Raw genomic sequence first — 21,750 nt, 5'->3', positions numbered from 1 at the left:
CACGAGAAATAGATAAAATGACATAGTTCCTGTAGAACTTAGGTGGTATTTTGCTGCAGCTTCATTAGCTCTTTTATTAACGATAGGCGGCTTCTGGTTCAAGTCAAATGGAGACAAGATTGCAGATGAGTTCATTAAGATCACTGCCCAACAAAGCCAGATGTACACTTTGCCGGATAGTACTAAAGTATGGATGGAGCCCGGAAGTTCTATTAAATACGCAAAATCATTCGATAAAAATAGAAAAGTATGGCTCAGCGGCAATTCATTATTTGAAGTCTATAAACATACAGGAAGTACTTTCCAAGTTTATATCGATAAAGCATTCATAGAGGTAAAGGGGACGTGTTTCCACGTTAAACAGACCAACACAGAAAAAAACGAAATAACTCTGTTTAACGGTAAGATAGAATTTAATGTTGAAGCCACCGGACAGAAAACTGTCATGAAACCTCTGCAAAAGGTGATTTACAATCCGAACAATGCCGAGACAAGATTAGAACAGATTGCTAACATAAAATGGGAAAACGGGAAATACAACTTTACCGATATTCCTTTGCAAGAGCTAATCAGCATTATCAACCAGATGTATAACTCCGATGTCACATTGGCCAAAGGTATCAATCACGAATCTGCATTCACCGGCAGTATCCGCTACGATGAACCACTGGAAGATGTTATCAATAAGATTTGTTTCACACTAAACCTGAATAAAGAAGAACATGCAAATAGAATCTTTATAAAAAACTAATATTAAACTTATGTCTAATCTAAAATGCAAAAGCATGAGAAAAATTCATTTTTTTGACAAGAAACGATATCTGAAGTATATCGTACTGCTGTTGCTTTTTTACCCGCTCAACATTTTAGGAGCGCAAGGAGTAATCTCAGTAAAAGGGCAGGCAATGAGTATCAAACAAGCTATTCAGCTAATTGAAAAAAACAGTAACTACACGTTTTTCTACAATGCTGCAGACTTGAAAAACACAACCAACAAAAATTTCAATTGTGAAGGCTCCATTGAAGAAGTTCTGAAAGAAGTATTCAATGGCAGCGGAATTACCTACATGATCAAAGGAAACGAGATCATACTGAAAGTAAACAAAGAAGAGAGCACCCAACAGCAACCTAAAAAGAAGCGTAGTGTTACGGGTACGGTGGTGGATGCCGAAAATGGCGATCCGGTCATCGGTGCCACCGTTGTGGTGAAAGGACAGAAAGACGGAGTCATTACCGACCTGGACGGTAATTTCACCATCTCGGTCAGCGGCTCAAGAGTACAACTGGAATTCAGTTACATCGGCTACAAGAAAAAGACAGTCGATGTGGGTGACCTCGGTGTCATCAACGTAAAGATGGAATCGGACAACCAGTTGTTGAGTGAAGTAGTGGTAGTAGGTGCCGGTACACAGAAAAAGGTCAGCGTCACAGGTTCAATCACCAGTGTGAAAGGTATGACTTTGAAAGCCCCCAGTTCATCATTAACTTCTTCTTTTGCCGGTAAACTTTCCGGAGTTATCGCAATGACAAAGTCCGGTGAGCCCGGAGCAGCTTCAGAATTCTACATCCGTGGCGTAAGTACTTTCGGTGGACGTGCCACTCCGTTGATTCTGCTCGACGATGTAGAAATATCTACTTCCGACCTGAATAACCTTCCTGCTGAAACCATTGAAAGTTTCTCTATCCTGAAAGATGCTTCCGCAACCGCCATTTATGGTGCACGCGGTGCAAACGGTGTCATGCTGATCACCACCAAGACAGGTAAAGAAAACGAGAAGACACGTATCAACGTAACTCTCGAAAATTCTTTCAACAAGCCGATGAATATGCCGAAATTTGTAGACGGAGCTACATGGATGGAACTCTACAATGAAGCACAAATTACCCGTAACCCACAAGCTACCCCCAAATACACCCAACAAGCTATCGACAACACACGCAACCATATAAACCCCTATGTATATCCGGATGTAGACTGGCAAGACATGATTTTCAAAAACATGAATATGAACCAACGTGTAAATGTCAACATCTCCGGCGGTGGTAGCAAGGCGTCTTATTATATGAGCTTACAAGCCAATCACGACACTGGTCTGCTGAATACCAAGAAAGTATATTCCTATGACAACAATATTAACAACTGGGGATATAACTTCCAGAACAACATTTCATACAAAGTCACTCCGACCACAAAAATTGACCTGCACATGAATGCGCAGATCCGCAACCAGAAAGGGCCCAACTATAGTACCTCCAGTCTGTTTGCCATGATGTTGTCTACCAACCCTGTATATTTCCCCGCCACCTTCCCCGCACAAGAAGGAGACACGCACATCCGTTTCGGTAATGCACGCTGGGCAGGTTCAAGTTTGCGTACCAACCCCTACGCCTATATGTTGAGTTCATTTAAAGAAAACAACGAGAACACATTAAATACTTCTCTGAAAATCAACCAGAAACTGGACTTCGTCACCAAAGGGTTGAGTATCCAGGCTATGGTGAATTGGAAGAACTGGTCATCATCCAGTTACAATCGTAGCATCAATCCTTATTACTATGGAGTGAAAGCCGGCAGCTACAATCCAGCTAACCCGACAGACTACGAAATGGAAGCGTTGAACACCAACGGGACTGACTATCTGGCAACTTCCGCAATAGGCAAATCTTCCGACCAGACATTTTATATGGATGCCCGTCTGAACTACGACCGCCAGTTCAGTTTACATCATATCACAGGTATGTTGATGTACATGCAACGTGAATACCGCAGTGATGTACTGCCGCAACGCAACCAAGGTATCTCCGGACGTTTCACTTACGACTACGGCCAACGCTACCTTGTTGAATTAAACTTCGGTTACAACGGTACCGAACGTCTGGCTAAGAAAAGCCGCTTCGAATTCTTCCCTGCCATTTCATTAGGTTGGGTAATCAGTAACGAACAATTCTTTGAACCCATGACCGATATGATCGACAATCTGAAAATCAGAGGTTCTTACGGTCTGGTTGGTAGTGACGAAACCGGTATGGGTGCCGGAGCACAACACTTCCTTTACATCGATCAAGTATATCTCAACAATATCGGCTTCACCACCGGTGTAGATATGAATTACACCCTAAGCGGACCGCAAATGATTACATATGCCGTGCAGAATGCAAGCTGGGAACGCGTGAAGAAACTCGACATCGGTCTTGACCTCGAACTGTTCCGCCAACTCACCATTACTGCCGACTACTTCAAAGAACGCCGTTACAACATCTTGCTGAACCGGGAAGCATGGCCGGAATCACTGGCATACTACACCGCAAAACCGTGGAGCAATAAAGGTAAGGTAGACAACTGGGGACTCGAACTAAGTGTCAACTGGCACAAAGAAATCATCAAAGACCTCTTTGTCGATTTCCGCGGAAACTTCACTTATACGGAAAACAAATATGTCGATTTGGATGAACCTGTTTATCCGTACGTATGGAAAACATCTACCGGAAAGCCACTTAGCCGCACTACCGGTTATGTAGCAGAAGGATTGTTCAAAAGTCAGGAAGAAATAGACAACAGCCCCGAACAGAATTTGGGTAGTGTGGTGAAACCCGGTGATATCAAATACCGTGACATCAACGGTGACGGTAAGATTGATGACAACGACCAGGTGATGCTTTCACCTTATGGCACAACCCCGCGTATCCAGTATGGTCTGGGTATGAACATTACCTATAAGAAGTTCGACTTCGGAGTGTTCTTCAACGGTTCCGCCAAGCGTAAAATCATGGTCAGCGGTGTCACACCGTTCGGAGAAAGCGACTATAACGTGATGCAATTCATCGCTGACGAACGTTGGACGGAAGCTAACCCGAACCCGAACGCTACTTATCCACGTCTGGGATTGGTCGGTTCGCAGACAGCCAATAACAACGTAGCCAGTTCATACTGGATGCGCAACGGTAACTTCCTGCGTTTCAAAACATTGGAGCTCGGATACAGTTTCAGATACGGTCGTGTCTATCTCAGTGGCGACAATTTAGCTGTTTTCAGCCCGTTCAAGCTTTGGGATCCGGAACTCTCTTACAATTCTTACCCGTTGCAACGCACATTCAACGTCGGCGTACAACTTAATTTCTAAACAGTAACTTTAAATTTTATACTCACATATATGAGACTGAAAGATACATTAACCAAAATAGGCGGAATGCTCGCGATAGCAGCTTGCTGTCTTACATCTTGTGACTATCTGGACGTTGTTCCTCCCGAACAAGCCGGACTGAAAGATGCCACTAAAACGCCGGAATCGACTAAAGGTTTCTTGTATTCCTGCTATGCCGGTATTAAAGACTTCTTCCCCTGGCAATATACAGGAGTAGAAGCATCAACAGATGAATATGCCCTGCCTCCACTATGGAGCCACGACGGACAAAAGGTGGCATGGGGGCTCGCTACGCCCGGCAATGCCTCTGCATGGAAATGGGGTACGTTCTACCGCTATATCGGCCAGTGCCATTTGTTCCTCTCGCAATTGGAGAACGCACAAGGCATATCCGACGTGCTGAAAAAGGAATGGAGCGCAGAAGCGAATTTCCTAATCGCTTACTATCACTACCGCTTGCTGGAGTATTACGGCCCGATTCCCATCACCGACTCATATATCGATATGGATACGCCTTCCAACGAATATAACGGTCGTTCACACTTCGACTATGTAGTGAGCTGGATTTGCATGAAGCTCGACAAAGCGGCAGAAGACCTTCCGGCATCCCGTGTGGGAGACGAATGGGGACGTGCCACTTCTACCATAGCCAAAGCTATCAAGGCTCGTATACTGCTCTATGCGGCTTCTCCGCTATGGAACGGTCAATTCCCTTTCCCCGAATGGAAAAATGAAAAATATACTACACCGGGATATGGATATGAACTCGTGAGCAGGACTTACGACCCTGATAAATGGGAACGCGCACTGACCGCTTGTAAAGATGCATTGGAATGGGCGGAAGGCGACGGTGGAAACGCACTAATGGGTATCACTGCCTGTGATAATCTGATCAGTAATGACCAGCTAGGTGATCCTTTCAAGAAATTGAAAGCACCGGTAGACAATGACGCATTTACAGACGAATTCAAGAAACGTATCATGCTGATGCGTTACATCGTAACGACACGCTACTCTGACGGAAACAAGGAAATGATTTGGGGAGTGGCAGGAACGGATACTTACAACCAAAAATTGGCTTGTTTGCCCCTGCATTGCAGTAAACAGAACAATGGTACTTACTGGAACGACGGATATAGCGGCATATCACCCTACCTCAATGCCGTAGAAAAATTCTATACGAAAGACGGTATCTTACCTCGCATCGCTGCCGAACAAGGCACTTTTGCGGCAGAAGATACATGGTATGAACCTTACAAGGGCGACATCATTCGTCTTAACTCCAACCGCGAACCCCGTTTTTATGCGTGGATTGCATTTGACGGCGACCAGTATGCTGTGAAGTTAAACAACGGCGAACCATTGGAAATCAATCTGAAGGATCCTGCCAAGCAAGGAAAAAGCGTCACAGGCAACAGTGCACGTAACTACTGCGTAACCGGTTATCTCTGCAAGAAATTCATCCGTCCGAACACTAACTGGACACAGTACGGAAACCTTGACCAGAAAGATTATCCCGCTACGCTCGTCCGTCTGGCGGAACTTTATCTGAACCTGGCAGAATGTTATGCGTCCAAAGACAATCCGGATGAAACCAGCGCATTGAAGTATTTGAATGTGATTCGCCGCCGTGCCGGTATTCCTGAATTGACACACGAAATAATCGAAGCATCAGGAATGTCCTTAGTAGAATGGGTACACAACGAACGTTTTATTGAATTGTATGGTGAAGGTCACCGCTACTATGATGCCCGTCGTTGGATGACCGCTCCGCAAGCGTTTGCTGCCGGTGTACGCAAAGGACTCAATATAGAAAAGTTGGAAAATCCTTCTTTCGAAGAATTGAACCAACCTGTTGCCGTACAACAGGATTTCAAATGGGAGAATCGTATGTATCTGGCTCCGGTATTCGTGAACGAAGTGTATAAAAACACACAGATGGTTCAAGCACCGGAATATTAATCTTAAACAAGTATACAAATATGAAGAAATTAATATATTCATTCCTTTTCTTGGGAGCAATCACTGCACTCGGAGGCTGTAAGGAAGACAGCTACGAAGACTTGATCCCTGAGCAATATGACAAAATTCTCTATCTGAAAACCTATGGTCAACAGACTATAGAGCTCTTTGACGACGGATCACAGGTAGACTATTCACTGACTGTCGTAAAAACCGGAAGTAACCCGGCGGCTACCGCACAGGCACAAGTAAAAATCATGTCGCAAGCTGAAGTTGACAAAGACGCACGTTACCAAGGAAATAATTACAAGGTACTATCATCTGCTTGTTATACTTACAAGTCTGAACCACTCGAACTTACTTCTGCCGACGCTTATAAACAGGTGAAGATGAAATTGTCTCCTGCCAAAATTTTGGAGGAAATAGCCGAAACAAAGGACGAAAATCCCAATTATGTGTATATCATTCCTTTCCGTCTCAGCAGTCCGAACGACCAAGTCAACCAAGACAAAAAAGATTTGATATTGAAACTGAATGTCACCAAGTTGAGCATTTATTTCAAGAAAGGAAGTCAAATGGTTAATTTGAACACTGTAACAGGAGACGAATGGGCGTTTGAAGCAGGAATGGCTATGGTATCAGGCGTACAGAATACGTGGAATTTCACCGCTCAAATAGAAGTAGACCGAAGCGATGAGGCATTAAATGCGTATAACACAGCTAATGGCACCGCTTACCTGATGACTCCCGAAGCGGCAATCGTAAATATCAATGAAGGTGTATTCGAAGCAGGTAATAACGAAGCTGCGGCTGCGATAAGAATCAGACGAGCCGGATTAGCCAAAGGATATACTTATCTAGTTCCTTTGAAACTTAAACCTATCACAGAAATAGAAACCATTTCTGTAAGTGAGAAGTTGCATTATATAATATTGGAATATCCGCTAGATCCGGAAGCTGACAGAATTGAATTGACAACAGAAAGCTTCTTCGATGTGTATGGTTGGCATATCAGTAATGATTATGGCAATTTGATTGACAATAATAATGAGACTCATTTTGAAACTCAGTATTGGGCAATTACCGGAAATACAACTTATGGTACTCCATTAGATGTTAGAATAGGCAAAGAGGTACACTCCGTCATGTTTGAATACATAACCAGAGGAGGTGGTAATACCAATCCACAAGATATATCACTCTGGGCTTCCAACGATGATGAAGTTACAACAAATAGTGAATCCACTACATGGTTCAAACTAGGTGATGTTTCAGGTGTTCCAGCACGATATGAAGCACACAAAAAATACTCATCCAAAGTGTTTGTTTCCTCCCAGCCATTTAAATATATAAGAATAGCCGTTAAAACAGGAAATGAACCGGTAGACGGAACAGGCACTGCAGGCGGTTGCTGGGGTATGGCCGAACTTAAAATATGGGCAAATTAAAATTAACCATTAAAGTTAACTATTTATGAAACATATATACAATTATCTGACTTTCCTCTTATGTCTCTTTACCATGACCGTTTACACCGGCTGTAAAGACGACGAAGAAGAACTTGTAGCCAAGCAATTTGAAATTGACGGAAGCGAACTGAACAAAGAAATCGACTTCCGCAGCACAACAATCTCAATACCCGTAAAGACTAACATGCGTGTAAGTGAGTGGTCTGTAAATTCCAATCAGAAATGGGTAACTGCATTCCAGCAAAAAGATGAAATAATTTTATCTGTTCTGGACAGCAAATTGACAAACGAACGTACTGCCAAAGTCACTGTCACATCAGAAGTTGTTGATGCCAACTATACTATTACCCTGACACAATATGGTATTAATGACGTTCAGTTTAAGAATGACACCAGAGTTCCTATCATCAGCGCTATCGCAGACGCAAGTCAAGGAGAAGGCTGGAACATCGAAAAAACATTCGATGGAGTAAAGGACCCTGCCCTGACACAACCTGACGGAAATCATTTCCACTCGCCATGGGGAGAAACCAACTTCCCATTCCACATTACATACACTGTTGATCCCAATAAGCAGATTGACTACTTTATCTATTATCCGAGAAATGGAAATGGAAACTTCGGGGAGTTCAGCGTCAGTGTACTACCTGCCGGCAAAGCGGACAACGAACAAAATTATGTGGATGTCGGAAGCTTTGACTTCAAGTTTGCCGAAGGTACAATCAATGGAATTAGCGGTATTCTGACCAAAGGTATTATAGCTGATAAAGTAAAATTCACAATTCAAAGTGGATTAGGAGGCTTTGTAAGTTGCGGGGAAATGGAATTCTATGAAAAGACTAACTATCGCGACATGAATGCTCCTATACTGAATGTCTTTACAGACCTTACTTGTTCTGAGCTGAAACCCGACGTTACCAATGAAGCAATCGAAGCATTGACCAGCAATACCCTGAAACGCGTAGCTAAAGCACTCCAAAACAATACGTACGATGAATGGGAGAAAAATTTCCGTATCCGGGAGTATGAAGCATATAGCAACAATAATTATTGGGCTAACCGCATACAGACTAAGAAATATTCAGATTTGGATAACCCGACGGGTATCTATGTGAAAAAGGACGAGGAACTGATGGTTTTGGTCGGTGCAATACCTGAAGGACAGCAAGTTTCACTGCAATGTATATGGGAAGAGGGTGGAGTCAAGCAAGACTTCGACCATCAGGACCCGAACGCGCAAAACTACGTACAAACAGCAGCCAGCGGAGATAAATACTCATTAGTAGAGGGCGTGAATATGTTGAAGATGAATGGACAAGGACAGCTCTTTATCATGTACAATGTGCAAGGAGAAGGATTGAAGCAGAATCCGGCTCCGGTCAAAATCCATATTCCACTGGGACGTGGTATTGTCAATGGTTTCTTCGACCTGAAAGAGCATAAGACGGATGCCAAATATGCGGAATTGTTGAGCAAAGCAACCCACAAATATTTCTGTGTGCGCGGCGAACGGATGATGTTCTACTTCCACCGTCTCAAAATGCTGGATGCAGCGCCTACAGAAATCCTGTCTGCAATTCATCTTTGGGATGATATTCTGAAATGGGAACAGGAAATGAGTGGGGTTGAGAAATACCGTCAAGACGGATATTACAATAACCATATGTTTTCCATATCTCCGGAAGGAAGCTACATGTGGGCGTCAGACTACCGCGTAGCTTTCGTTTACACCTACCTGAAAAACATTCTGCTCTATGACAACGTAATGGCAGCAGAAGATAACGCATGGGGGCCGGCACACGAAATGGGACACGTTCATCAATATGCCATCAACTGGCCGGGTTCTACGGAATCAAGCAACAACTTGTTCTCCAACTACGTCATCTACCGTCTAGGCAAGTACAAATCACGTGGACGCGGTCTGGACTATATGGCAAAATCGGTTTATGGAGATGGACGTGCATGGTATAATATGGGCAGTTCTACACACCAAAACGAAGATACCGAGGTGCATATGCGTATGAACTGGCAACTTTGGATATATTACGAATTATGTAAGGGAACTGCAGAGAACCCGACTATTTGGCCGAGAATATTTGAAATCATGCGTACAACATACAAGGATATTCCGGAAAGCGACCCGGGCAGACGTCAAATGGCATTTGTAAAAGCGGTATGTGATGCCACACAGGAAGACTTGACGGAATTCTTCGAAACATGGGGATTCTTCAAACCTGTAAGTGAATCTATCAATCAGTATGGTACGTTCGAATATACGGTTAGCAAATCTATGATCGCAGAAACCAAGCAGTATATCAAGAACAAAAATTATCCGAAAGCCGCTCCGATCCAGTATATCGAAGACCGTAAGCAGGAATTCTTCCCTGAAGGTGATTATCGCTTCAAGGAGGTAGGTAATGTAGGTTACTATACTACATTCAAAGATAATGTAAAGATAAGCAAGACTCCGACTTACACAGAAAAAGCTTCCACACAAGGAAAAGCAATCAGTGTCAGCAACGGAGAACAAGCGGTAGCCTTTGAAGTTAGAAAACAAGAAACCGGCAGCAACGGGGAAAAGATTATGGGTGATGTGGTTTACTTCTCCAATTCTTTCGAATTCTTTGTTCCGCGCACCGTCTCTATAGCAGGTTGCGGCATTTACGCCGTACAAGCAGACGGAGCACGCATACTGATGGAAAAGAAGTAAGTTAATCACTATAAAGAGAGGAAATACTACAAAAACTATTTATACGATATTGTTATATCATAATAGATAGACTTTTGTGGTATTTCCTCTTCTTTTATCAACCGCTAACATATTAATGACATGAAAAACATAACTACGAACTTATTAAGTATTTTTATCTGCGGAAGTATACTTCACTCCTGTTCTTCCAGCGATAAAACACTGATTCCACCTTCTCCCAATTTTGAAGAGGAAGAAATTAAAGAGATAACACTCCCCGAGGATATCCAAATTATCCCGGTCGGTGGAAAAGCCAGTGAATGCCAACCGGGTTCTGACATAGACAAATCTTATGACGGTAAATTTACTATAGGAACCTCCGAATCCCATTACCATAGCTCATGGAGCAACACCTCCTTCCCGGTTACTTTGGAGTATTTCTTCAAAGGAGATATGGAAATCAATTACTTTATCTATTATACCCGTTCCGGCAATGGTAATTTTGGTGAAGTAGAAGTGTATACCTCTACCGACTCCGCCAGAAAGAATTATACATTACAAGGAACTTATGACTTCAAAATGAAGAATGATCCGAGCAGGATCGTTTTCAAGGAAGGCATAAAAGCTACAGGAGTAAAATTCGTTGTAAAAAGCGGGCTTGGCAACTTTGCAAGTTGTGATGAAATGCATTTTTTCCAGAAGAATACAGACAAGACATTAGAAGGCAAATTGCTGACTGTATTTAAAGATATTACTTGCAGCGAGTTGAAACCTGATGTTACAGATAAAGAAATCAATAAGTTACCCAACAAATATTTCATACATATAGCCGAAGCGCTAAAAAATAATTCGTATGACGAATGGGAGAAAGAATTCCGTATCCGCAAATACAATGCCTATAGCAATGTCAACGAATGGGCGGAAAAGCTAATGACCAAGCATTACAGCAGCCTGGACAACCTAACCGGAATTGCTGTGGAAAAAGACAATGAAATTATCGTTCTCGTAGGCGACACTTATGGACGCGAAGTTTCACTACAATGTGTGGGAGAAGAAAAAACAAACTTTGGGGAAGCAAAGGAATATGTACAGACTGCCGCTTCGGGGGATGTTTATTACCTGGAACCGGGCATCAACAAGTTCAAGATGCGTAACAAAGGACAATTGTTTGTCATGTACAACTGTGACCTGACCAGTAATCCGAAACCGATAAAAATACATATCCCGTTAGGGAGCGGAACGGTCAGCGGCTTTTTTGACCTGAAAGAACATAAGACAGATGCCAAATATGCAGAGTTGTTATCCAAAGCCACTGACAAGTATTTCGGGGTGCGTGGTGATAAGATTATCTTTTATTTCCACCGGGATAAACTTCGCGAATTCGTAAAAGATGAAATATTATCCGCCATCAACCTGTGGGACAACATCATCGGTTGGGAACAGGAGTTGATGGGCATTGAAGATGTGCGGCCTGCTCAGGTAAACAATCATTTGTTTGCTATTTCACCCGAAGGTGCTTATATGTGGGCATCAGATTATCGCATCGCATTTGTATATACCTACCTGCAGAATATCCTGTTATATGATAATGTAATGAGTGCCAAAGACAATGCTTGGGGACCCGCACATGAAATCGGGCATATTCACCAACTGGCAATTGACTGGCCGAGTTCCACCGAATCATCCAATAATCTGTTTTCAAACTTCATCCTATATAAACTAGGTAAATATTGCTCTCGTGGCACGGAATTAAATCTCCCCAAAGCAGCAGACAACCGTACTACCGACTCTAACGGAAATATCACGAAAATGACCCTTTCGGAAGCCCATTGTGTACTCAACCGCCCTTGGTGCAACTTCGGCAGCAATTATCAGGGAGAAAATACAGAACTACATATGCGTATGAACTGGCAGCTATGGAACTACTATCATCGTTGCGGACACAAACCTGATTTCTGGCAAAGATTATTCAAACTCATGCGCGAAAATCGTACTGCTTCCAATAATCCGGGAGTCAAACAACTTCTGTTTGCCCGGATGGCCTGTGAAGCGGCACAGGAAGACCTGACCGAGTTTTTTGAAATGTGGGGATTCTTTGTACCGGTAGATACACAATTAGACCAATATGGCAGCTACCAATATACCGTGACGGAGAATATGATTAAGGAAACCAAACAAGCTATGGCTAAATATCCGAAGAAAGCCAAGCCGTTCTACTATCTGGAAGACCGGAAAGCAGGTGATGAGGGACTGGACACTACTCCACCGGATGTGGGTTACTACACGCAGTTCCAAACGATACGACCTATCACTAAAGATATAAAAGGATATATCAACGGACGGGAAGTGACTATCACCAACGGAGATGAAGCAGTAGCCTTCGAACTCAGGGAAAAAGACGCTAATGGAAAACTACTCTATTTTTCTACTTTCACCAAGTTCGAGATTCCACTGGCGGTATCGCTGACGTATGCCAAGTTATACGCTGTACAGGCTGATGGAAAACGTATTAATTTGGAAGAATGAGTTATCCGGATACAAATGATTGCATTCATGCGAAAAGTTAAGTAATACAAAAAGATGACTTATATCCTAGGAGAATGCTTTAGTAACGTGTCTTATATTTGAATACGTTCAAAGAATAACCGTAAACTCAAATATTAAGAAATGCTAAATAAATCGTTATATCATAGGGGAGTACCCTTTACGATGTGTATTTATGTCGTATATAAGAAATATCACCGTCATAACTCAAACACATTAAGCCAAGATGAAACCAATGAGAAAAGTAGAACTCATTTTCTACCCGAAATATGAATTTATAGTAAAAATATCTGTGACAAACATACAGAATTGACTATTAATTACTACTTTTGACAACTAAATGAAAAACGACAAATAACCCCCTATTAAAAACATAAAATTATGATGAAAAAGCTATTTACAGTCGCAGCTATCGGTCTTACTTTGTTAACCTGCCATACAAGCTGCACATCTCCGCAAAAAGCTCAGGAAGCTTTTGCACCGATCAAGGTAGAAACCCCTGCCCGCCCTGCCGGTCAAGAGGATGTAATCCAACTTGTTGCTCCCAAAATTGATACCGTACGTGTCGGTTTCATCGGATTGGGAATGCGTGGTCCCGGTGCTGTGGCACGATGGACGCATATCCCGGGAACTAAAATTGTCGCTTTATGCGATCTTACTCCTGAACGTGTAGAGAAATCACAGGAAATTTTGAAAAATGCAGGACTGCCGGAAGCGGCATCTTACAGCGGTTCGGAAGACGCATGGAAAAAACTCTGCGAACAGGATGATATCGACCTTGTATATATAGCAACCGACTGGAAGCACCATGCGGAAATGGGTGTTTATGCCATGGAACACGGCAAGCACGTAGCTATCGAAGTGCCTGCAGCCATGACATTGGATGAAATCTGGCAATTAATCAATACGTCTGAAAAGACCCGTAAGCACTGTATGCAGTTGGAAAACTGTGTATATGACTTCTTTGAACTGACTTCTTTGAATATGGCACAGCAAGGTGTCTTCGGAGAAGTGCTTCACGTAGAAGGTTCATATATCCACAATTTGGAAGACTTCTGGGGTGCATACTGGAACAATTGGCGTATGGATTACAACCAAAAGCATCGTGGTGATGTATATGCCACTCACGGCATGGGCCCGGCTTGCCAATTACTTGACATCCACCGTGGCGACCGCATGAAAACTTTAGTGGCAATGGATACAAAAGCTGTTAACGGTCCGGCTTATATCAAAAAACAGACAGGAGAAGAAGTGAAAGACTTCCAGAACGGTGACCAGACTTCAACATTGATCCGCACGGAAAACGGTAAGACTATGTTGATTCAGCATAATGTAATGACTCCGCGTCCATACAGCCGCATGTATCAGATTGTGGGAGCCGACGGTTACGCAAGCAAGTATCCGATTGAAGAATATTGTTTAAGACCTTCACAAGTTGACTCTGACGATGTTCCTAATCACGAAAATCTGAACGCGCACGGTTCCGTACCTGCTGATGTAAGAAAAGCCTTGATGGATAAATACAAACACCCGATTCACAAAGAACTGGAAGAGACTGCCAAGAAAGTAGGTGGTCACGGTGGTATGGACTTTATCATGGATTATCGCCTGGCATACTGCCTGCAGAATGGTCTGCCATTGGATATGGACGTTTACGACCTTGCAGAATGGTGCTGTATGGCTGAACTTACCCGCCTTTCTATCGAAAACAATTCAGCTCCGGTTGAAGTGCCCGATTTCACCCGCGGCGGATGGAATAAGGTAAAAGGTTACCGTCATGCTTTTGTAAAATAATAAAATAGTATTGTACTTTTTTACACGAACACTGTGAAGCAATCCGGCTTTCCCCCAAAGCCGGATTATTCATAGGTTCGTGTTTGAACATTTTATAGAACATCATAATCACATTTATGAAAACAGCTATTCCAAGGCCTTCCAAGCAAAGCATTATCCGCGAAGCCAAAGATTATGTAATGATTGCCATCGGCATGATTTTATACGGTATCGGCTGGACAGTTTTCCTGCTTCCTAATGATATCACTACCGGGGGAGTACCGGGTATTGCTTCTATCGTATATTGGGCTACCGGCTTCCCTGTGCAATATACGTATTTTACTATCAACTTCTTCCTGCTGTTACTGGCTCTCAAACTCCTCGGTTTGAAATTCTGCATCAAAACTATTTTCGGAGTATTCACCCTGACCTTTTTCTTATCTGTGATACAGAAATTGGCGGCAGGTATCAGCCTTCTTCACGACCAGCCTTTTATGGCATGCGTTATCGGAGCATCCTTCTGTGGCGGTGGCATCGGGGTTGCCTTTTCGGCCAACGGAAGTACCGGCGGTACTGATATTATCGCAGCCATTATCAACAAATACCGGGATATCACACTAGGGAGAGTTGTATTAATTTGTGATATGATTATTATAGTATCCAGTTATTTTGTCTTAAAAGACTGGGAAAAAGTAGTGTATGGATTCGCAACTCTTTATATTTGTAGCTTCGTACTCGATCAGGTAGTGAATAGCGCCCGGCAGTCCGTACAGTTTTTCATTATATCCAATAAATATCAGGAAATAGGAAAACGAATCAACGAATATCCGCACCGGGGAGTTACAATTATCAATGCAACGGGGTTCTACACCGGACGAGAACAGAAAATGATGTTTGTATTGGCCAAGAAACGAGAATCTACCATTATCTTCCGGCTGATTAAAGACATCGACCCGAAAGCTTTTGTATCGCAAAGTGCTGTCATCGGAGTTTACGGAGAAGGATTTGACCATATCAAAGTGAAATAAAAAAGAATGAGAAACCAATATTGAAAAACATGAAATTTCGATCGTACCCCCTCTTATTAACTAACATTTTTATGGGAATATTTTCCCTGGTAACAACCAATGCCATAGCTGATAATGCGAAAAAGCCTTATTGGCAAGATGTGCAGGTAGTAGCAGTCAACAAAGAGTATCCCCGTTCTTCGTTTATGACGTATGACAACCGGGACGATGCCATGAGCGGCAAATTTGAACGGAGTAAATACTACCGGTTACTAAACGGAACATGGAAGTTTTACTTTGTAGATTCTTACAAGAACCTTCCCGCCAACATTACCGACCCGAACACCAGTACGGAATCATGGTATGATATTCAGGTACCCGGCAACTGGGAAGTACAGGGACATGGAGTAGCCATCTATACGAATCACGGCTACGAGTTCAAGGCGCGCAATCCGCAGCCCCCACTCCTACCGGAAGCTAATCCCGTAGGTGTATACCGCCGTGACATCGATATCCCTGCCGACTGGGACGGACGTGATATTTACCTGCATCTGGCAGGAGCCAAGTCAGGCGTATATGTTTATATCAACGGCAAAGAAGTAGGATATAGCGAGGATTCCAAGAATCCTGCCGAATTTCTGATAAACAAATACGTGAAACCGGGCAAGAATGTACTGACCCTGAAAATCTTCCGCTGGAGCACAGGTTCTTATCTCGAATGTCAGGACTTCTGGCGTATCAGTGGTATTGAACGTGATGTGTTTGTCTATTCACAACCTAAAGCTGCCCTCAAGGACTTTAGAGTAACATCAACCTTGGATGACAGTTACAAGAATGGTATTTTCGACCTGAACGCAGACTTGAGGAACCATAAAAAAGAAGCAGCCAATCTTACATTAGTTTATGAATTATTGGACGCTCAAGGAAAAGTTATCGCTACCGAAGAGAAAACAGCTTATATCCCTGCCGATGAAGTACGTACACTCTCTTTCGATAAAAAACTGGCTGATGTAAACACATGGACATCGGAACATCCGAACCTGTATAAATTACTGATGACGGTAAAAGAAAACGGAAAAGTAAATGAAATCATTCCTTTCAATGTCGGTTTCCGTCGCATTGAAATCAAACCAATCGAACAGAAAGCTGCTAACGGCAAACCATATGTTTGCTTATTCATCAACGGACAGCCATTGAAACTGAAAGGCGTAAATATCCATGAGCACAATCCGGCAACAGGACACTATGTAACAGAAGAACTGATGCGCCGTGATTTTGAGCTGATGAAACAGCACAACTTAAACAGTGTACGTCTCTGCCACTATCCGCAAGACCGCCGTTTCTACGAACTCTGCGATGAATATGGACTTTATGTATATGATGAGGCTAACATCGAAAGCCACGGAATGTATTATGACCTGCGCAAAGGCGGCTCATTGGGTAACAACCCGGAATGGCTGAAACCACATATGGACCGTACCATTAATATGTTTGAACGCAACAAGAATTATCCCAGTGTAACTTTCTGGTCATTGGGTAATGAAGCCGGAAACGGATATAACTTCTATCAGACGTATCTGTGGGTGAAAGAAGCGGACAAAAATATCATGGCACGCCCTGTAAACTATGAACGTGCGCAATGGGAATGGAACTCCGACATGTATGTTCCCCAATATCCGGGCGCTGACTGGTTGGAGAATATAGGCAAGAACGGCAGCGACCGTCCTATAGCTCCTTCCGAATACGCACACGCTATGGGTAACTCTACGGGAAACCTGTGGGGACAATGGCAGGCTATCTACAAGTATCCCAATCTACAAGGCGGATATATTTGGGACTGGGTGGATCAGGGTATCCTTCAGAAAGACAAGAACGGAAGAGAATATTGGGCTTATGGCGGTGACTTCGGTGTAAATGCGCCTAGTGACGGTAACTTCCTTTGCAACGGTCTTGTAAATCCCGACCGCGGTCCTCATCCGGCAATGGCTGAAGTGAAGTATGTACACCAGAATGTAGGCTTTGAAGCAACAGATGCTGCGTCCGGTAAATTCAAAATTACCAACCGCTTCTACTTTACCAATCTGAAAAAATATCAGATTCATTATAATGTCGTTGCTAACGGTAAGAACATAAGAGGTGGAAAAGTATCCTTGGATATCGCTCCGCAAGCATCCAAAGAGTTTACAGTGCCGGTAAATGGTTTGAAGGCCCAGCCGGGAACTGAATATTTTGTCAACTTCAGTGTGACAACTACAGAACCGGAACCTCTGATTCCTGTGGGATATGAAATTGCATACGACCAGTTCCAGCTTCCTATCCAGGCAGAGAAAGGAGCATATAAAGTCAGCGGCCCTGCATTAAGTACATCTACACAAGGAGATGAACTGATAGCGTCGTCTTCAAAAGTGAACTTTGTATTTAACAAGAAAAGCGGATTGGTTACTTCTTACAAAGTAGACGGAACAGAGTACTTCAAAGACGGATTTGGAATTCAACCTAACTTCTGGCGTGCTCCCAACGATAATGATTACGGAAACGGCGCTCCCAAACGCCTGCAAGTCTGGAAACAATCAAGTAAGAATTTCCATGTGACGGATGCCGGCATGACTACGGACAATAAAGTCGTTTCATTGAAAGTAACTTATTTATTGGCTGCCGGTAATCTCTATGTCGTTACTTATAAGATTTATCCGAGCGGAGTGGTGAATGTAAACGCCAAATTTACTTCAACAGATATGCAAGCTGCCGAAACAGAAGTTTCCGAAGCTACCCGTACAGCTACCTTCACCCCCGGAAGCGACGCTGCCCGCAAGGCTGCTTCCAAACTGGAAGTTCCCCGTATCGGCGTACGTTTCCGCCTGCCGGCTCAGATGAATAATGTACAGTACTTCGGTCGCGGCCCGGAAGAGAATTATATCGACCGTAATCATGGTACTCTTGTTGGCGTATATAAAACAACAGCAGACAAGATGTATTTCAACTACGTTCGCCCGCAGGAAAACGGACATCGTACGGATACCCGTTGGATTGCCTTGTCGCCCGATAAAGGGAACGGACTAGCTATTGTAGCCGACAGTCTTATCGGGTTCAATGCTTTGCGCAACTCCATCGAAGACTTCGACTCGGAAGAGGCTCTGCCCCACCCTTATCAATGGAATAACTTCAGTCCGGAAGAGGTTGCCAATCATGACGAGAAAGCTGCCCGCAACGTATTACGAAGAATGCATCACGTTAATGACATTACTCCAAGAGATTTTGTGGAAGTTTGCGTGGATATGAAGCAACAGGGAGTCGGTGGCTATGACAGTTGGGGAGCACGTCCGGAACCTTTCCATCAGATCCCTGCCAACCGTGAATACAACTGGGGATTCACACTGGTTCCCGTCCGTTCGGCCGGTCAAGCTAATGAAGCTGCCAAATATGATTATCAATAACCTTAGTATAAATTTTAAAGAAAAGACCCATGAAAGATTTATCTAGCATTGTAGCTAAATTCAAAGTCCAAGGCACGGTAGAAGAAATCAAACCGTTGGGAGCAGGACTTATCAATGACACTTACAAAGTAAACACGAAGGAAGCAGACGCTCCCGACTACGTTTTGCAACGCATCAACCATGCTATCTTTCAGAATGTAGAAATGCTTCAATCCAATATTGCCGCTGTCACAGGACATATACGTAAGAAATTGACAGAAGCGGGAGAATCGGATATTGACCGTAAAGTCCTGTCTTTCGTTGAAACAGAAGAAGGTAAGACTTATTGGTTCGATGGTGACAACTACTGGCGTGTTATGGTATTCATTCCACGTGCCAAGACTTATGAAACTGTAAATCCCGAATACTCAAATTATGCCGGAGAAGCTTTCGGTAACTTCCAGGCTATGCTGGCGGATATTCCTGAAACTTTGGGTGAGACTATCCCCGATTTTCATAATATGGAGTTCCGTTTGAAACAGTTACGCGATGCCGTTGCTGCCAACGCTGCCGGACGAGTAACAGAGGTGCAATACTTTTTGGATGAAATAGAAAAGCGTGCAGACGAAATGTGCAAAGCGGAACGTCTGTATCGGGAAGGAAAGTTGCCGAAACGTGTATGCCACTGCGATACGAAAGTTAATAATATGATGTTCGACGAAGAGGGTAAAGTGCTTTGCGTTATCGATCTGGATACAGTGATGCCTAGCTTTATATTCTCCGATTACGGTGACTTCCTGCGTACAGGAGCCAACACTGGTGATGAGGATGACAAAGACCTCGACCGTGTGAACTTCAACATGGAAATATTCAAGGCATTTACGAAAGGTTATCTGAAAGGTGCCAAGTCATTCCTGACACCGATTGAGATAGAAAATCTTCCTTATGCTGCGGCTTTATTCCCATATATGCAATGCGTACGTTTCCTTGCCGATTATATCAACGGAGATACTTACTACAAGATCAAATATCCGGAACATAATCTGGTTCGCACCAAGGCACAATTCAAATTACTTCAAAGCGTAGAAGCACACACACCGGAAATGGTGTCATTTATCAATGAATGCTTAAAGAGCTAAGAATAAAAAACGGAGAGAGTGGAGAGTTTACTTAGTAAAAGCTCCATTCTCCCAATGATACACAATAGGATGGCGGAGAAACGGTTTCAGTTTTTCCGCCGTTTCTTTTGACATATAGTCAGGAGTAGTAAGTGTAACGGTCAGCTCTGTATTCTCTTTATTGAAATCAGCTTTCATTAAAAGTATATCGGCTGAACGGCTAGCCTCGTTAAAGTCATAGATAGCTGCCGAATCCGGTATATTCAGAAAATCGCTCATTGCAGGCAGACTAATGAACTGTGACTCGGTAAGAGGTTTCCAGTCAGTCGAATAAAAACGAATACTACTATCACAAGCTGGAGCGCAAGCGGTAGACACCGTACAAATCACGTTCGTTGTATCATTCAATGCCAATACCTTCATCTGCCATGTAGTTTGCGAAGACATTTGCATGCGGATATAGTCTTTTCCAAGTTCAGTCATTTCCGACTTCTTGCCAAAACGGTTTTCTACCTGTGCCTTCATTTTGCTTTCCAGAAAATCCACACAATCCGCCCGATTCACTTTAGTCAATAAGGGACTCAAAGAATCCGGCATATTCACAAACAAGGTTTTAGCTTCTTGTGCCTGAAGGGAAGTCAAGGAAAATAATCCGACAACAGAAAAGAATATAGCGATAAAAAGTGTATTTATTTTCATATCAATCTTATTTAGTCCCCAAATATAAGAATATCATTCCGATTAACACCAGTATAAGGTCAATCGCTTTGCTTTTTAAATTCTTTTCACGGAAGAAAAGGGCCCCGAAAATGAAAGAAACAATGACACTTCCCCGGCGAACCATCGAAACGATGGAAATCATGGAGTCGTCATAGCTTAATGCATAAAAGTAGACAAAGTCTGCCGCCGAAAGAAAAATGGAAATCAGAATGATTGTCCAGTCCCAGCGAAACGGAGTGGTGGACTTTCTTTTCGGCCACCAAAGTAACAGCAAGATAGGACACATGATAAAGACCTGATAGACATTGTACCAGGACTGCACCAACATCGGATTCAGTTGCTTCATCAGATATTTGTCATACAGTCCGCTGATAGCCCCTGTTATCGCTGCCAATACAATAAAGAAGATCCATTTATTATGTTTGAAATCAATTCCTTCTTTCTTTCCCGAACGGCTCAACATGAAGAAAGAAGCGATAGCCAGCATTACACCAATCCATTGGTAGAGATTCAGTCGCTCGCCAAATACAAGCATAGCTCCTACCAGTACCATCACCGGACGAGTGGCATTGATAGGGCCTACGATGGTAATGGGCAGATGCTTCATACCAAAATAACCGAATATCCATGAAGATAATACGATAAATGACTTGATGATAATATATTTATGCTGTTCCCAGCCCGCAACCGGAACATTGAATATCGTTCCATCCAACAAGTCCGGTTGATATGCAGAAAACAGAATAAACGGCAGGAAGATAAGACTTGAAAAGAAAGTGTTTAAAAACAAAACGGGAAGTACCGCATTATCTTTCAGCGATTTCTTCTTGAATACATCATAAAATCCCAGCAGAGTCGCCGAGAGAAATGCTAATAATAACCACATGAGGAGATTTACTATTTTATAATTTAC

At 43.0% G+C, this 21,750-nt stretch carries 12 protein-coding genes; 10 read left to right on the top strand and 2 right to left on the bottom strand.

Annotated elements, in window-relative coordinates; translation table 11 throughout:
• Positions 1-82 precede the first annotated feature (82 nt).
• From AB5443_RS20895 to AB5443_RS20850, 10 genes are all read left to right on the top strand, one after another.
• Entirely contained in the window at positions 83-751 is a 669-nt protein-coding gene (locus tag AB5443_RS20895) for a FecR family protein (protein ID WP_283140066.1), read from the top strand.
• 34 nt (positions 752-785) lie between these two features.
• Positions 786-4,121, top strand: coding sequence for a TonB-dependent receptor (locus tag AB5443_RS20890; protein WP_073347755.1), 3,336 nt, complete (start codon positions 786-788; stop codon positions 4,119-4,121).
• Positions 4,122-4,151: 30 nt separating this feature from the next.
• A complete protein-coding gene (locus AB5443_RS20885) occupies positions 4,152-6,104 on the top strand; it encodes a RagB/SusD family nutrient uptake outer membrane protein (RefSeq protein WP_368114343.1) in 1,953 nt (650 codons plus the stop codon).
• A gap of 20 nt (positions 6,105-6,124) precedes the next feature.
• On the top strand, positions 6,125-7,552 hold the full coding sequence (locus tag AB5443_RS20880) for a DUF1735 domain-containing protein (RefSeq protein WP_368114344.1): 1,428 nt from the start codon (positions 6,125-6,127) through the stop codon (positions 7,550-7,552).
• Between the two features lie 25 nt (positions 7,553-7,577).
• Positions 7,578-10,283: a M60 family metallopeptidase gene (locus AB5443_RS20875; protein ID WP_195405937.1), complete on the top strand. Its 2,706-nt coding sequence runs from the start codon at positions 7,578-7,580 to the stop codon at positions 10,281-10,283.
• A gap of 120 nt (positions 10,284-10,403) precedes the next feature.
• A complete protein-coding gene (locus AB5443_RS20870; protein ID WP_277135589.1) occupies positions 10,404-12,788 on the top strand; it encodes a M60 family metallopeptidase in 2,385 nt (794 codons plus the stop codon).
• Positions 12,789-13,190: 402 nt separating this feature from the next.
• Positions 13,191-14,600 carry a Gfo/Idh/MocA family protein gene (locus AB5443_RS20865; RefSeq protein WP_073348469.1) on the top strand — a complete coding sequence of 470 codons (1,410 nt, stop codon included), beginning with the start codon at positions 13,191-13,193 and terminating at the stop codon, positions 14,598-14,600.
• Positions 14,601-14,716: 116 nt separating this feature from the next.
• Complete coding sequence (locus AB5443_RS20860) at positions 14,717-15,607, top strand: YitT family protein (protein WP_022140453.1); 891 nt, start codon at positions 14,717-14,719, stop codon at positions 15,605-15,607.
• Between the two features lie 71 nt (positions 15,608-15,678).
• Entirely contained in the window at positions 15,679-19,020 is a 3,342-nt protein-coding gene (locus tag AB5443_RS20855; protein WP_368114345.1) for a glycoside hydrolase family 2 TIM barrel-domain containing protein, read from the top strand.
• Between the two features lie 29 nt (positions 19,021-19,049).
• Entirely contained in the window at positions 19,050-20,138 is a 1,089-nt protein-coding gene (locus AB5443_RS20850) for a phosphotransferase enzyme family protein (protein WP_044654333.1), read from the top strand.
• A 27-nt stretch (positions 20,139-20,165) separates the two neighbouring features.
• Here the strand turns inward: AB5443_RS20850 and AB5443_RS20845 are convergent, their stop codons facing one another.
• Both AB5443_RS20845 and AB5443_RS20840 read right to left on the bottom strand, forming a co-directional pair.
• Complete coding sequence (locus tag AB5443_RS20845; protein ID WP_277135592.1) at positions 20,166-20,816, bottom strand: DUF3256 family protein; 651 nt, start codon at positions 20,814-20,816, stop codon at positions 20,166-20,168.
• A gap of 7 nt (positions 20,817-20,823) precedes the next feature.
• Complete coding sequence (locus tag AB5443_RS20840; RefSeq protein ID WP_073347747.1) at positions 20,824-21,723, bottom strand: DMT family transporter; 900 nt, start codon at positions 21,721-21,723, stop codon at positions 20,824-20,826.
• Positions 21,724-21,750 lie beyond the last annotated feature (27 nt).

It is taken from the genome of Bacteroides sp. RTP21281st1_H5_RTP21281_210402 (genome assembly GCF_040918965.1).
Classification (GTDB): domain Bacteria; phylum Bacteroidota; class Bacteroidia; order Bacteroidales; family Bacteroidaceae; genus Bacteroides; species Bacteroides congonensis.
This window is presented reverse-complemented; position numbering and strand designations above follow the sequence as displayed.